This is a genomic window from Agrobacterium sp. 33MFTa1.1, from assembly GCF_004328495.1.
Lineage (GTDB): Bacteria > Pseudomonadota > Alphaproteobacteria > Rhizobiales > Rhizobiaceae > Agrobacterium > Agrobacterium pusense.
On sequence record NZ_CP036359.1, the window covers coordinates 71339 to 85516 of the forward strand.

Sequence of the window (14178 nt, forward strand, 5' to 3'; positions counted from 1 at the left end):
CTTGCGCCGGTGGTGAGAAAGCCGTCCCGGGGAACCGGGACGACGGGGATATGTGACGATCAGAGATCGGCCGGCAGATCCTGCCCGAGCCATTTGGTGGCGATGGCATTCAGCGAACCGTCCGCCTTGGCCGCGGCGATAGTCGCATTGACCTTCTCCAGCAGGGCCGTCTCATTTTTGTTGAGGCCGATGTAGCAGGGCGAATTCTTGATCAGGAATTTCATTTCCGGCCGCTTCGGCGGGTTCTTCGCCAGAATGGCGGCGGCGACCACATTGCCGGTTGCGACAACCTCCGCCTGACCGGACAGGAAGGCGGAAATGGTGCCGTTATTGTCCTCATAGCGCTTGATGGTGGCGTCAGCGGGCGCAACCTTCGTCAGCTCGAGGTCTTCGACAGAACCGCGTGTCACGGCAACGGTCTTGCCCTTCAGGTCCTCGGCTTTGGAGAGGGAGACGTCCTGCGGACCGAACACGCCGTTGAAAAAAGGAGCATAGGCGGTCGAAAAATCGATGACCTTCTCGCGTTCGGCGTTCTTGCCGAGGCTGGAGATCACCAGATCGACCTTGTTGGTCTGCAGATAGGGAACGCGGTTGGCGCTGGTGACTGGCACCAGCTCCACCTTCGCGCCCAGCTTGTCGGCGATCAGCTTCGCGACGTCGATGTCATAACCCTGCGGGGTCATGTCGGCCCCGACACTGCCAAAGGGTGGAAAATCCTGCGGCACGGCGACGCGCAGCGTGCCGCGTGCGGCAATGTCGGCAAGGGCGTCCGCCTTTGCGGGCGCGGAAAATCCGAAGGCGGCAGCCATGGCGGCGGCGGCGATGAAGGTCCGTCTGAATATCATGGTTCATTCTCCTTGTGCTGGTTCTGTTGCTCGGTTTTTTTGTCGGTATCGCCGCGGTTATGTTCCGGAAGGGCGAGCGAGTGGCGAAGACCGGCGAGCGGGTCAGGTCGCCGGGTGAGATCGAGGCCGGTTTCCACCTCGTCCAGATGTTCGATTGAAAGCTCCGCCGCCCTCGCGAAATCGCCGGCTGCCATCGCCTCGAATATCCGGCAATGTCCCTGATGCGACTGCAGCGCATGAAATTCCGACTGGTAAAGCATGGAAATGAGGATCGTGCGGGCCGTCAGGTCGCGCAGCAGTTCAACGAGGACGGCATTGCCACAAAGCTCGGCGATCCTGATGTGAAAATCGCCCATGAGGCAGGTCAGGCGCTGCCGGTCGCCCGCGGCTATGGCGACTTTCTCTTCCTCGAGATGCGCCAGGAGAACGCCGCGCCCTTCTTCGGTAAGGGTCCGCATACTGCGCACTAACCCGGATTCGATGATCCGGCGCGCTTCATAGATGGTCATCGCCTCCTCGGCAGACGGCTCGACCACGAACCAGCCCCGCCTCGCACTAACGTGCACGATTCCCCGGGTTTCCAGCCGCATCATCGCCTCGCGTACCCGGGTGCGCGATACGGAGAAAAGACCGGCAAGCTGGTTTTCGCTGAGCCGTGTGCCCGGCCGGATACGCGCCGACAAAATGCCGGATACGATGGCCTCTTCAATGTTTATCTGACGATCCTGCCTGGTATGTAAATCTTGCATACAAGACAGAAAGCAAAGCCCGTGCCAGACGGATTCCCCACTTTAAATCGCGGGGAAAACGACATGAGCTCAAAATTTGAGCAACCTGTCCAGCGCACACGAAAGAAGCAGCCTGTTAACAGGACAGATTTTCATCACTCGATCAAAAACGCCCGCAGGCGATTAACCCTACCCGGCCTTGAACCGGTCGAAAGCCGTGAGATATTTGACCGTAGGGTCGGCGTCCCAACGATAGATTTCGGTGCGCAGAAAATGCAGCTCCTCCGCCAGCATCTCTTCCGGCAGCTCCGCCCACCAGGATTTCGGCCGGCCGTCCGAACCGTCCGACCAGCGATAACCCCGCTTCTTCAGGTGATCCTTCATATCGAAGGGGCTGTTCTCCGCGTAGATCCGGACGCGCGATCTACGGCTAGCCGCGTGAAGCTCCATGAAGGGCGTCATGCCTTCCTGGCCCGGCCGGTTCTGCTCGAGCACCTCCAGCAGCGCGAAGCAATCATCAACGGCGCGATGACCATCATGGAAATAACCGGACTGACCGATCAGATAACCCAGCTTGTTGCCCTCAAATCCACGCACCCGCCAGTCGATTTCGGAAACGGAGCAGGCCCAGGCCTTCTCATTGAATATGGGCGAGAAGGCTTCACAGAAGGGACGGTCGAAGCCGGCATTGTGGGCAATGATCAGATCAGCATCGCCGACGAGAAAAGTCAGCCGCTCCATGTCGATCGCCTGCCCCGCAACCATGTCATCGGTGATCCCAGTCAGCCGGGTGATCTCCGCCGGTATGGCGACGTTGGGCTGCCGAAGTCCGCCGTAAATGCCGGTGACGTCGCCAATGGCGCCCTGATCGTCGAACGTGAAGGCGATGACGCCGATCTCGATTATTTCGTCCGTCCGGTGGTTCAGACCCGTGGTTTCCGTGTCGAGGATCACGCCCCGGCGGGAAAATTCCGGCCTTGGCCGTTCCACGACCTGACGCGGCATGAGCTTGCGCAGAACGCGGTAATTGCCGGTGGATTCGAGATAGCCCGCCAGCCCCTCATCATCCATTGCGACCCTCTGCACCGCTCCGCGTCCCGGCATTTTTCGCCCCCGTTCGGTCTCGGGAAGCCGCGCGGCCGCGGAAGCGAAAAAGTCCAACTGGGAGGTCATGAGGTGCCTGCCGCCTTGCCCGGAAATCGAAAATCAGTACTCCAACATATGCGTAGAGGCTCACGGTAACAACAGCAGACGCTCTCATCCACAGAAAGGCGGCGCCAATCCGTTAACGAAAGACACGCACGGTTTCAGGCTTCGGAAAAAACCGCCGTCATCTGTAAATCTGCGGCGATCTCAACCACGGCGGTCAGGGAGCCGGACGCCCCAGGACAGTCTCGCAGCTCGCCGGATCGCCGATGATCTCGCTCGTGGTGATGATGGAAGCTGCGTCCGCGGTGATCTTGATGATGCAATCGCGGCGATGTTGCTTGATTTTCATGCCCTCGGTCTGCGAGACCTGCGCCTGCCCGTCGACGGTCCGGTATTCGCGCCGGTTGCTGAGCCCCGCATAGGTCTCGACATCCACTTTCAGCCAGTAGGATTCGGTTGCGCCCTTTTCGATGATGACCTTGTTGGGGCGGCCAAGCCGGGCGATTGCCGCCTCCCGCGGCTGCCCTTTAAAACCGGCCACAGTGCGGGTGATTTCCGTCTGCCCGGTGCTGGTGCACGCCACGGCCATGGTCAGCATCGCTGCCAGCGCTCCGGTTTCAAGCAATCTCATGTGCAATTCATCCCCTCGTCACACGTCACCGGCCCGCGGGTTGCGGTCGCCGCCGGCCGCAAATCTAGGAGCGATCATCTCGCACTGAAAGGAGGAGCGGCGTATGGGCCGATCAACTTGTCATGATCAGCCGCGGCCCCCGCTAGCGGTTGCGGAACACGGTGCAGGGAACACCCGCCCCACGGATTTCACCACAAAGCGCATTGGCTTCGGCTCTGGTCTCGCGGCCGATGCGCGCGGCGTAACGCGGGCGCGAACCGAAATTGCCACCCCTTTGCCGCACGATCAGTGCGCGCTCGGCATTGAGAGGCCCCGACAATTGGCCTATGGCACGGGTAAAGAGCCGGTTCGCCACCGTCGGATTGTAATGGGCGGCAAGCTGCACACCCCATGGCGCCCAGTCGGCCGAAGATATCAGGACGGGATCGTTGATCGTGCGTGTATCGGCAAGCCGCAGGCAGGCGTCGATGAAGGGCCGGCTGCCGTCCAGCGCCGGCGCGGCCTTATCCGGTGGATTGTCTTTCCAGCTTTCCACAGGGTACCCGGTGATTGCAAAGACATAATCGCGCGTTTCCACCGGTAGGCGACCTGTCGCGATAAAACCGCGCAGCCCCGCCTCGCCGGCATTATAGGCTGCGGCTGCGAGACCGAAATTGCCGAAGCGCAGCTTCAGCTCCGACAGATAGCGTGACGACGCCTCCAGCGCAGCAATGATGTTGAAACTGTTGTTCAGACCACGCAGCCTCGCCGTCCCCGGCATGAACTGGGCAATGCCTTCCGCCCCCTTCGGGCTCACCGCATCGGCCCGGAACAGGCTCTCCCGCCAGATCAGCCTGGCGAAATAATCCGGCGGAACGGCATGGCGCGCGGCGAGAACCTCGATGGCGTGGCAAAGGTCCCTGTTGTAGCTCTGGGGACTGATGCACAATTCGGGCGCCACATCGTGGGCATGGGCGCAGGACGCCTTGCCGTCAGCCGGCGTTTCGGCCTGCGCCGGCCCCAGCAACGCCGCCAGCCAGCAGAGAACGAGCACGACCCTGCCTGTTGATGTCATCCCTGCCAAACGAAAGTCCCCGTAATCTTCAGGCGCGCTGCGTCGATTATCCGACAATCGCGACGATATGCCTATACCCCGCACTTGCATGGATCGATTTCGGTTTCAGACGTTTCATGGCCCCCCATGCCAAGGCCCGCAGGGGATGGAAGGGAACCCCAGATGCCTCTAAAAGTCCTGCCATTCCTCATGCGCGACAGCCGCGCTCGATGCGCCACGCACGCCCGACGGGCGGGATAGCGGGTGGCGCGGCGCGGCGGCACCGCGCTGGCCGGACCCGCTGCGCGTAGAGGCCGCATGACGCGCAGTCTCCTCGAACCGGAACTGGCCTAGGAGCTCGAACAGGGCCGCGGCCTCCCGCGCGAGGCTGTGGCTTGCGGCCGTCTGCTCCTCCACCATCGCGGCGTTCTGCTGGGTAGCCTGATCCACGCTGTTGACCGCCTGATTGATTTCGGCAAGCGCCGTGGACTGTTCGCGGGCCGCATCCACGATCGCCGCCACATTGGTATTGATGTCGCCGACCTGCTCTGCGATTTCCTGCAGCGCCGAACCCGCCCTGGTGACGAGGCCGACGCCGTTTTCCACCTGCTTGCCCGAAGCGTTGATCAGGTTCTTGATTTCCTTTGCAGCCGTCGCCGAGCGCTGCGCAAGCTCGCGCACCTCCTGCGCGACAACGGCAAAGCCCTTGCCTGCCTCGCCTGCACGGGCCGCTTCCACGCCCGCATTGAGCGCCAGAAGGTTGGTCTGGAAAGCAATTTCGTCGATCACGCCGATGATGCTCGAGATTTCCCGCGATGATTTTTCAATCTGATCCATGGCGCCTATGGCATCGCGCACCACCTGGCCTGAATGTTCGGCATGGTCGCGGGCACGGGCAACGATTCTGCCGGCTTCTTCCGCCCGACGGCTTGAATCACCGACTGCCGTGGTGACCTCTTCAAGCGCGGCAGCGGTCTCCTCTATCGAAGCCGCCTGCTGCTCCGTCCGTCTGGCAAGATCATCTGCCGCGGATCGTATTTCATTCGACCCGGAAGAAATGGCGCCGGCATTTTCAGACACCCGCGTCATGGCCCGCTTGAGCTTTTCCGAAGCCGCGTTGAAATCCGTGCGCAGCCGTTCAAGCGAGGGAATGAAAGGCGTGTCGATGCTCTGGGCAAGATCGCCTTCGGCAAGGTCTGTAAGGCACTGCGCCAGCTTTTCGACATTCTCGACACGGCCGGTCACATCGGTCGCGAATTTGACGACCTTGAACACTTTCCCATTCAGATCGAAGATCGGATTATAGGAAGCCTGGATGAAGACCTTGCGGCCGCCCTTGCCGAGACGCATGAATTCATCCGCCACCAGATCGCCGCCGGCGAGCCTTTCCCAGAACTGCCCGTAGGCCGGTGAGTGTGTATAGGCCGGCTCGCAGAACATGGAATGATGCCGGCCCTGCACTTCCGCGAGAGAATAGCCCAGCGCCGTCAGAAAATTCTCATTGGCAGTCAGGATTTCGCCGTTCGGCGAGAATTCGATGATGGCCTGCGCCCGGGAAAGGGCGTCGATCTTGCCGGCGTCTTCCGCCGCCTTCAGCTTGCGTGCGGTGATGTCTGTAGCGATCTTCACCACCTTCACCGGCTTGCCGCGGCGAAACACCGGGTTATAGGAAGCCTCGATCCAGACCTCCCTGCCGCCCTTGCCGATGCGCTTATACTGCTGCTGATCGAACTGACCGGCAGCAAGTTTTGCCCAGAAGCCCTTGTAATCCGCCGAAGACACGACGGCGGGTTCGACGAACATGCTGTGATGCCTGCCGAGGATTTCCGAAAGTTCGTAGCCCAGAGCCCGACAGAAATTCTCATTGGCGGCAAGAATCTTTCCCGAAAGGTCGAATTCTATGATGGCCTGGGATTTGGAAAGCGCGGCGAGAACCGCGAAAGCATTGGCACCACGATCAAGAACACTCAAGCACGCTTCTCCGATAAAACAGGAAGTTTCTATCCAAAATTATTCACGCATATTATAATTTCAGTATTAATTGATATTTAATGATAATTTTTATTCTCGTCTGATGCACGTGCGTACTCCAGCGAAATTTCCATTCATTGATTTGTTTTTTTGAAATTTCACACCTGTTCCCGTAGTCGAAGACAGGGCGATGCAATAGTTCCATTGCTACATTTGTTCCGAGTCGGGATCCCGCTTCCGGCTTGGGCAATATATTTGGGGGAGACATGATTGATCTTGTGGCAGTGCTTGCGGTGTGGACCTATATCGGTGGTTTCTTATGGTTGACGGCCCGGCTGGCGAAGCGCACGGGCGAACCGGTCTGGCTTTTTGCCAAGGGTCGCGAAAGGCAAACCGTTCCCGCCACGCTTTTCCGTGTCGCGTTTCTTCTCGGCGCGCTTCTGCCGCTTTTCACCCTCTGGCTGGAACCGCAACAGGCCGGTTCGCTGCTGGACCGACACTATACCGGCGCAGCCATCCGCTTCGCTGGGGTGGTTATGGCGCTGGCGGGAAGTGCGCTCGCGCTCTACGCGCAGCATTACATGGGCAAATCGTGGCGCATCGGCGCGGCCGAAGGCCACCTCGGAACCATCGTGGATACCGGGCCTTTCAGCATGTCAAGAAACCCGGTCTTCGTCGGGCAGATTGTGCTGTTTACGGGATTGGTTCTGGTGTTCACCTCCGTTCTGCAGCTCACCGTCGCCATCGTCCTCATCATCGCGGTGATGCTGCAGGTCAGCATTGAAGAGCGCGTGCTGACAAAGGAACTTGGCCCGGCCTATGTTGCCTATCGCCGCAGGGTGAGACGCTGGCTTTGACACTGGTCACGCATTGTTTCGGAACGTTTGCGCTGCGGCTGCATTTTACGCCGGATGGGGAGCCGTCAATCTGCCCATGAGTTACCCGCCGGCAAGGGGGAAGCCGTCAACCTCGGAGGACCATACCCATGCAAAAGAACATGATCTGTATCTGGTACGACAAGGACGCAAAGGCAGCAGCCCGTTTTTATGCCGACACGTTTCCCGATAGCGAGGTTATAAAAGTGTATCACGCGCCGGGCGACTATCCCTCCGGCAAGCAGGGGGACGTCCTCATGGTGCAGTTCACTGTCGCAGGCGTAACCTGCATCGGCCTCAATGGTGGGCCGCAATTCAAGCACAGCGAAGCTTTCTCATTCCAGATATCGACTGAAGATCAGGAGGAAACCGACCGCTACTGGAACGCCATCGTTGGCAATGGCGGCCAGGAAAGCGCCTGCGGCTGGTGCAAGGACAAATGGGGCATCTCCTGGCAGATCACGCCGCGCGTGCTGATGGATGCCATGGCTGCCGGCGGGGCAGAAGCCAGACGAGCCTTCACGGCGATGATGGATATGAAGAAAATCGACGTCGCCGCCATCGAAGCCGCACGCCGGGGTTGATGGAGACAGACGGTTCAGCATCAGGTAGCGGAACGCCCGCTTTCCACGTAAATAACTGACGTCTAAATAGAAATACATGCATTGCGCTTCCAGCGATCGTATTTCGCCGCGCCGACGATGCTGCGCCGCAAGTCATCATAAAACGTTCAACAAAATGTAAGCTATCCGTCAAATACGACTGTTAGCAGAGCCCGTGGCTTCGTGCTCAGGACATGACGTCCCTGCCGATCAGGCCATCATTCCATCAACGGGGCTCAACTCATGAAACCTTCCGCTCTGACCTCTTTCATGGCCGGCGTTGCCATTGCCGCCGCCTTCGGCGCCACGGCTGCCCACGCTGAAAAGACCAAGTTCGAATTCTGGTACGGCCTTTCCGGTGACCTTGGCGAACGCGTTCAGGACACCTGCAAGAAGTTCAACGAATCCCAGGCTGAATTCGAGATCGTCTGCACGTCTCAGAACGATTACGACGCCACGCTGCAGAACACCATCGCCGCCTACCGCGCCAAGAAGCAGCCGGCGATCACCCAGATTTACGACGCCGGCACGCTGGACATGATGCTGTCCAAGGCTTTCGTTCCCGCGAAAAAGCTAATGGCTGACAATGGCTACAAGATCGACTGGGACAATTATTTCCCGGGCATTGCCAATTATTATGCAACGGCTGCGGGCGAGCTGAACTCCTTCCCCTATAATTCATCCACCGCTGTGTTCTATTACAATGTCGATGCGTTCGAAAAAGCCGGCATCACCTTCAAGCCCGATACATGGGAACAGGTTGAAGAGGCCGCGAAGAAGCTGAAAGCCGCCGGTTTCGAATGCCCGCTCGCCTTCAACTTCGACACCTGGATGCTGATGGAACAGTTCTCCGCCATCCATAACCAGCCGATCGCCACCAAAGGCAACGGCTATCAGGGCCTCGACGCGGAACTGACGATCAACAAGACCAAGTTCGTCGACCATGTAAAATTCTTCAAAAAGATGCAGGACGAGAAGCTGTTCGTCGTCAAGACGAAGCAGCTCGGCATGGACATCCTGCCCGCTTTCACCTCGCAGACCTGCCAGATGTTCATGTCTTCGATTGCCGGGCACGGCACCGTGGGCAAGGGCATGCCTGAGGGCGTGAAGTGGGACGTGGCCATGCTGCCGGTCTGGAAGGGCACGCAGCGGCAGAACTCGCTCGTCGGTGGCGCTTCCCTGTGGGTCATGGCCGGCCGTCCGGAAGCGGAATACAAGGGCGCGGCAGCATTCCTCAACTTCATCGCCCAGCCGGAGATGGTTCAGTGGTGGTCCACGGTCACCGGTTACATCCCGGTCACCAAGACCGGCTTCGACGCCATGAAGGCCAACGGCTTCTACGACAAGGCACCCTATAAGGGTCGCGAAAAGGCAATCGAGAGCCTGACCTTCACGCCGCCTTCCGAATATACCCGCGGCATCCGTCTCGGCAACTTCACGCAGATCCGCAAGGAAGTCTCCACGGCACTCGAAGCCATCTTCATGCAGAATGCCGACGTTCAGGGGGAACTCGACAAGGCCGTCGAGCGCTCGAATGCCGGCCTGCGCCGCTTCGAAAAGACCTATGCCGGCGCCAAGCTGAACTAAACTTTGCCGTTTTGAAGGGGCTTGCCCGCGGGATCTCCCGGGCAAGCCCGTCCAGTTCTCCACTTTTGCCGGTTACTCAATGGAAAAGCGCGCCGTCTTCAAGAGCACGTGGTTACCCGTGCTGTTCGCCCTGCCGCAGCTTCTGCTGATCTTTCTGTTCTTTTATTGGCCTGTGGCAGCGGTCATCAACTGGGCGTTCACACTTGAACCGCCCTTCGGCGGTGCGGCGGAATTCGTCGGGCTCGCCAATTTCAAGGAGACCTTCTTCGATCCGCTTTACTGGCAATCGGTGCTCGTCAGCCTGATCTTCGCCGTCGCCGGTCCGTTCTTCACCATTCTCATCGGCCTTGTCCTTGCGCTTTGCGTGGATCGCGCCCTTCCCGGCTCCGGCTTCTTCCGGGTGCTCTATATTCTTCCTTACGCCATCGCCGGGCCTGCGGCGGGCATGGCATTCCGTTTCATCCTCTCGCCGGAACGCGGGCTTGCCGCCTCGCTCAACGCCTGGTGGCCGGATTTCTGGAACCCGGCAAAATATGGCGAGCACGCGCTGATCCTCGTCATCGTCATCTTCATCTGGAAATGGGCGGGTTACACCTTCATCTTCCTGTTCGCCGGCCTGCAATCCGTGCCGCGCGCGCTGACGGAAGCAGCCGCTATGGACGGCTCCGGGCCCGTCCGCCGCGCCATCGACATTCAGGTGCCGCTGTTGGCACCGACCCTGTTCTTCCTGACCGTCATCATGATGACGGAGGGTTTCGTCGGCGCGGATACCTTCGGCATCGTCGCCTCCACCACCGAGGGCGGTCCCAACCACGCCACCGAAGTGATGGTCTACCGCATCGTCAGCGAAGCATTCGAGGGGCTGAACTATTCCGGCGCCTCGGCACAGAGCCTCGTCCTCATCGGCCTCATCATGATTTTCACCTTCATCCAGTTCCGCTTCGTCGAGCGGCAGGTCCATTACAAGTGAGGCGACGATGATCCAGCGCACCCCTTATGCCGACGCCCTGACCTACGGGCTGATGATTGCCGGTTTTCTTCTGCTCATCGGTCCCCTGCTCGTCGTGATCGCCGGCGCTAGCCAGTCTGTCGTTCAGGTCAACAGCATCCCGTTCAGCTTTCTGCCACAGGGCGAATTCCTCACCAATGCCCAAACCGCCTGGCAACGCGCCAATCTCGGCAACGCCCTTCTCAACAGCATGATCATGGCCACGCTGGTCACGATCGGCAAGGTGGCCCTTTCGGCCTTTACCGCCTTCGCCATCGTGTTCTTCCGCTCGCCGCTGAAGCACCTCTTCTTCTGGACGGTGTTCATCACCCTCATGCTGCCGCTGGAAGTGCGCGTGGTGCCGACCTATTCGGTAGCCGCGGATATTTTCCAGCCTTTCCGCTCCATCCTCGGATGGTTCGGAATTGAGGTCTCAGTGGAGTGGAACCTCCTGAATTCCTATGTCGGCCTCACCCTGCCGCTGGTCGCAACCGCCACCGGCACCTTTCTATACCGCCAGTTCTTCATGACCATCCCCGACGAACTGGCTGAAGCGGCGCGCATGGACGGATCGGGGCCAATCCGCTTCTTCGTGGAAATGCTGTTGCCGCTCTCCAGAACCAACATGGCGGCGCTCACCACCATCATGTTCGTTTATGCCTGGAACCAGTATCTCTGGCCGTTATTGATGGTCACCGATCCTTCCTACAAGACGGTGATGATGTCGCTGCGCGCCCTTCTGCCCGCCGAAGACGGCACGCCGGACTGGAACGTGACCCTGGCCGGCTCCCTCATCATCATCACACCGCCGCTTCTCGTTGTCGCCTTCCTGCAACGCTGGTTCGTCCGCGGTCTCGTTTCGTCCGAAAAGTGACGGCACGCGGCTTTTAACAACAAGGTTCCCATCATGGCTCAGATCGATATCCGCCAGCTCCGCAAATCCTATGGCAAGACCCCCACGCTGCATGGCGTGGATCTCACTTTCGGCTCCGGCGAATTCGTCGTCATCCTCGGCCCCTCCGGCTGCGGCAAGTCCACCCTTCTGCGCATGATCGCCGGGTTGGAGGACATCACCTCCGGCGAGATCGCGATTGGCGGACGCGTAGTCAACAGGCTCGAGCCGCGTGAACGCGGATGCGCCATGGTATTTCAGAACTACGCGCTCTATCCGCACATGACCGTCGCCGGCAATATCGGCTACGCGCTGAAAGTCGCTGGCGTCGCCAGGGCCGAGCGCCAGCGCCGGATCGAGGAAACGGCGAAGATTGTCGGCCTTTCCGATTATCTGGAACGCAAGCCGGCTGCGCTTTCCGGCGGCCAGCGCCAGCGTGTGGCCATGGCCCGCGCAATCATTCGGGAGCCGCAGGTCTTCCTGTTCGATGAGCCGCTCTCCAATCTCGACGCCAAGCTGCGTGTCACCATGCGCGCCGAAATCCGCAAGCTGCACCAGCGCCTGTCCGCCACCTCCGTCTTCGTCACCCACGACCAGGTGGAAGCCATGACGCTGGCCGACCGGCTGGTCGTGATGAACAGGGGTATCGTCGAACAGGTCGGTCATCCCCTCGATATCTATCATCGTCCCGCCAGCACCTTTGTTGCATCCTTCATCGGTTCGCCGGCCATGAACCTGTTCACCACCCGGGTTGAAGTGGAATCCCACGCCGTCATGCTGGCCGGCACGCCGGTGAAACTCTTTCCCGAAACCGCACTGGAACTGCGCGGCCGCGACGTAACGGTCGGCATCCGCCCGGAGCAATGCCTCGTCAGCGCGGATGGCGAGGGCGTGCCGGCCATCGTCGATTTCGTCGAAGAACTGGGATCGGGCCGCATCGTACACGCCGAGATTGCCGGCGAAACATTCTCCGCTGCCATAGGCGAGGACCTGGCCGTGAAGCCCGGCCAGCGCATCCATCTCGGCCTGCCGGCCGCACAGTTGCACTTCTTCGATCCGGCTACCGGCAAGCGTATCGAAACGGAAAGCACCATTGAGACCCGCCGCACGGGCAACGAGGCGCTTCTGGCAGTCTGAACGCGGACGGCGCCGAAAGAGAGGTCCGGTGGCAGGCCGCCTGCCGGACCTTCACACGACGCGGCCCCGTCACGACGATACGAAGTTGCAGACACATCAACCGCCCGCGACAACCGGTCGGCAGCGACGGTTGCATCGTCGCAAACGCGATCCCGGGAAAAATCTTTCGGTTTGTAAATCATAATCGGAATAGTCTTTGCCGCGCCAACTCCCTGACGGGGATATCGTCGCCGCAAGCAAGAAGCGGGCTTGCGCCCGCCAGCGGATGCGACAGCGAGCCGTCCGCGCCGAAACACCGACAAGAGAGTGAAACCCAATGGCAAATGATCGCAAACTGCATCTCGGCGCCTTTATGAGGCCCGTCAGCCTCCACACGGGCGCATGGCGTTATCCCGGCGCCTTTCCTGACGCCAATTTCAATTTCGCCCATCTGGCGCGTTTCGCGCAGCAGCTCGAAGCTGCGAAATTCGACGCATTTTTCATGGCCGATCATCTCGCCGTCCTGAACATGCCCACGGAGGCACTGCGCCGCAGCCATACCGTTACTTCCTTCGAGCCCTTCACGCTTCTTTCCGCCCTGGCCGCCGTCACCCAGCGCATCGGTCTCGTCGCCACCGCGTCCACCACGTTCGACGAGCCCTATCACGTGGCCCGGCGTTTTGCCTCTCTCGATCACCTCAGCAATGGCCGCGCCGGCTGGAACATCGTCACAACCTCGAACCCGGACGCCGCCCGGAATTTCGGCCGAGATGATCAACCCGACCACGCCGAGCGCTATGGCCGCGCGCGGGAATTCTATGACGTCGTCACCGGGCTGTGGGATTCATTTTCGGATGATGCCTTCATTCGGGATGTCGATAGCGGACTGTTCTTCGACCCTGAAAAAATGCATGTGCTGAACCACAGGGGCCCCGAATTTTCGGTGCGCGGACCGCTCAATATCGCCCGCCCGGTGCAGGGCTGGCCGGTCATCGTTCAGGCCGGCGCATCCGAACCCGGACGCCAGCTCGCCGCCGAAACCGCTGAGGTGGTCTTTGCGGCCACACCCACCCTTGCAGCCGGCAAGGCCTTTTACAAGGACGTAAAGGACAGGACGGTCGCCGCCGGACGGTCGCGTGATGGCATCGTCATTCTGCCTGGCGCGTTCGTTCTTGTCGGCGATACGGTCGAGGAGGCAAAAGCCAAGCGCGCCAGGCTCGACAGCCTCGTCCACTATGAAAGCGCGATAGCATCGCTGTCGATCGCGCTGGGTCACGATGTGTCCGGTTTCGATCCCGACGCCCCGCTGCCCGACATTCCGGAAACGAATGCGAGCAAATCCAGCCGCGAAAGAGTGATAGAACTTGCCAGAAGCGAAGGGCTGACGGTGCGTCAACTCGCGCAGCGGCTGGGCGGCTATGCGGGGCTCGCCTTCGTCGGCACGCCGAAAACCATCGCCGACGAGATGGAACAATGGCTGCATGAGGAAGGCTCGGACGGCTTCAACGTCACCTTCCCCTTCCTGCCCGCCGGCCTTGACGATTTCACCACGCTGGTCGTACCGGAACTGCAAAAACGCGGAGTTTTCCGAACGGACTATGAAGGTCCGACATTGCGCGATCATCTCGGACTGCACCGCCCGGTCAACCGCTTCTTTGCTTGATAACGGGATGTCGCGCCGATCCCTCCGGGATTAGGGAGATTTTCCACGCCGCTTTCGAAGTTTGGCATGGGGTTCCAGAGGTGCGTATTGACCACAAA

13 protein-coding genes are annotated in these 14178 nt (G+C 60.1%); 7 read left to right on the forward strand and 6 right to left on the reverse strand.

Annotation, left to right across the window (positions count from 1 at the left end; translation table 11 throughout):
• Positions 1-59: 59 nt before the first annotated feature.
• The 6 genes from EYD00_RS14155 to EYD00_RS14180 form a co-directional block, all read right to left on the reverse strand.
• A complete protein-coding gene (locus EYD00_RS14155) occupies positions 60-845 on the reverse strand; it encodes a transporter substrate-binding domain-containing protein (RefSeq protein WP_034496562.1) in 786 nt (261 codons plus the stop codon).
• A complete protein-coding gene (locus EYD00_RS14160; protein WP_034496565.1) occupies positions 842-1594 on the reverse strand; it encodes a GntR family transcriptional regulator in 753 nt (250 codons plus the stop codon). Before EYD00_RS14160 ends, EYD00_RS14155 begins: the two co-directional genes overlap by 4 nt.
• Positions 1595-1762: 168 nt before the next feature.
• On the reverse strand, positions 1763-2746 hold the full coding sequence (locus tag EYD00_RS14165) for a 3'-5' exonuclease (protein ID WP_034496567.1): 984 nt from the start codon (positions 2744-2746) through the stop codon (positions 1763-1765).
• 193 nt (positions 2747-2939) lie between these two features.
• Positions 2940-3353: a hypothetical protein gene (locus EYD00_RS14170; protein ID WP_034496568.1), complete on the reverse strand. Its 414-nt coding sequence runs from the start codon at positions 3351-3353 to the stop codon at positions 2940-2942.
• A 142-nt stretch (positions 3354-3495) separates the two neighbouring features.
• Positions 3496-4407 carry a transglycosylase SLT domain-containing protein gene (locus EYD00_RS14175; protein WP_034496569.1) on the reverse strand — a complete coding sequence of 304 codons (912 nt, stop codon included), beginning with the start codon at positions 4405-4407 and terminating at the stop codon, positions 3496-3498.
• 168 nt (positions 4408-4575) lie between these two features.
• Entirely contained in the window at positions 4576-6357 is a 1782-nt protein-coding gene (locus EYD00_RS14180) for a methyl-accepting chemotaxis protein (protein WP_034496571.1), read from the reverse strand.
• A 266-nt stretch (positions 6358-6623) separates the two neighbouring features.
• Between EYD00_RS14180 and EYD00_RS14185 the strand changes: the two genes are divergently transcribed.
• The 7 genes from EYD00_RS14185 to EYD00_RS14215 all read left to right on the forward strand — a co-directional run bounded on the left by EYD00_RS14185 (position 6624) and on the right by EYD00_RS14215 (position 14080).
• Complete coding sequence (locus EYD00_RS14185) at positions 6624-7214, forward strand: methyltransferase family protein (protein ID WP_051674165.1); 591 nt, start codon at positions 6624-6626, stop codon at positions 7212-7214.
• A gap of 128 nt (positions 7215-7342) precedes the next feature.
• Positions 7343-7816 (forward strand): VOC family protein, encoded by a 474-nt coding sequence (locus EYD00_RS14190; RefSeq protein ID WP_034496572.1) that lies wholly within the window; start codon positions 7343-7345, stop codon positions 7814-7816.
• Between the two features lie 261 nt (positions 7817-8077).
• The gene (locus tag EYD00_RS14195; protein ID WP_004444904.1) at positions 8078-9421 is read left to right on the forward strand and encodes an extracellular solute-binding protein; all 1344 of its coding nucleotides are present in this window, start codon (positions 8078-8080) and stop codon (positions 9419-9421) included.
• Between the two features lie 79 nt (positions 9422-9500).
• Positions 9501-10391 carry a carbohydrate ABC transporter permease gene (locus tag EYD00_RS14200; RefSeq protein WP_034496574.1) on the forward strand — a complete coding sequence of 297 codons (891 nt, stop codon included), beginning with the start codon at positions 9501-9503 and terminating at the stop codon, positions 10389-10391.
• A 7-nt stretch (positions 10392-10398) separates the two neighbouring features.
• Positions 10399-11283, forward strand: coding sequence for an ABC transporter permease subunit (locus EYD00_RS14205; RefSeq protein ID WP_004444907.1), 885 nt, complete (start codon positions 10399-10401; stop codon positions 11281-11283).
• Positions 11284-11316: 33 nt separating this feature from the next.
• Positions 11317-12438, forward strand: a complete 1122-nt coding sequence (locus tag EYD00_RS14210; RefSeq protein WP_034496576.1) for a sn-glycerol-3-phosphate import ATP-binding protein UgpC — start codon at positions 11317-11319, stop codon at positions 12436-12438.
• A gap of 316 nt (positions 12439-12754) precedes the next feature.
• On the forward strand, positions 12755-14080 hold the full coding sequence (locus tag EYD00_RS14215) for an LLM class flavin-dependent oxidoreductase (RefSeq protein WP_006700580.1): 1326 nt from the start codon (positions 12755-12757) through the stop codon (positions 14078-14080).
• Positions 14081-14178 lie beyond the last annotated feature (98 nt).

What these genes read in the sequence shown, in the direction of transcription:
- EYD00_RS14205 (WP_004444907.1), top strand. Translation starts at nt 10,399, where the DNA reads ATGATCCAGCGCACCCCTTATGCCGACGCCCTGACCTACGGGCTGATG.
- EYD00_RS14160 (WP_034496565.1), bottom strand. Translation starts at nt 1,594, where the DNA reads ATGCAAGATTTACATACCAGGCAGGATCGTCAGATAAACATTGAAGAG.
- EYD00_RS14175 (WP_034496569.1), bottom strand. Translation starts at nt 4,407, where the DNA reads ATGACATCAACAGGCAGGGTCGTGCTCGTTCTCTGCTGGCTGGCGGCG.
- EYD00_RS14185 (WP_051674165.1), top strand. Translation starts at nt 6,624, where the DNA reads ATGATTGATCTTGTGGCAGTGCTTGCGGTGTGGACCTATATCGGTGGT.
- EYD00_RS14165 (WP_034496567.1), bottom strand. Translation starts at nt 2,746, where the DNA reads ATGACCTCCCAGTTGGACTTTTTCGCTTCCGCGGCCGCGCGGCTTCCC.
- EYD00_RS14190 (WP_034496572.1), top strand. Translation starts at nt 7,343, where the DNA reads ATGCAAAAGAACATGATCTGTATCTGGTACGACAAGGACGCAAAGGCA.
- EYD00_RS14155 (WP_034496562.1), bottom strand. Translation starts at nt 845, where the DNA reads ATGATATTCAGACGGACCTTCATCGCCGCCGCCGCCATGGCTGCCGCC.
- EYD00_RS14195 (WP_004444904.1), top strand. Translation starts at nt 8,078, where the DNA reads ATGAAACCTTCCGCTCTGACCTCTTTCATGGCCGGCGTTGCCATTGCC.
- EYD00_RS14200 (WP_034496574.1), top strand. Translation starts at nt 9,501, where the DNA reads ATGGAAAAGCGCGCCGTCTTCAAGAGCACGTGGTTACCCGTGCTGTTC.
- EYD00_RS14170 (WP_034496568.1), bottom strand. Translation starts at nt 3,353, where the DNA reads ATGAGATTGCTTGAAACCGGAGCGCTGGCAGCGATGCTGACCATGGCC.
- EYD00_RS14210 (WP_034496576.1), top strand. Translation starts at nt 11,317, where the DNA reads ATGGCTCAGATCGATATCCGCCAGCTCCGCAAATCCTATGGCAAGACC.
- EYD00_RS14215 (WP_006700580.1), top strand. Translation starts at nt 12,755, where the DNA reads ATGGCAAATGATCGCAAACTGCATCTCGGCGCCTTTATGAGGCCCGTC.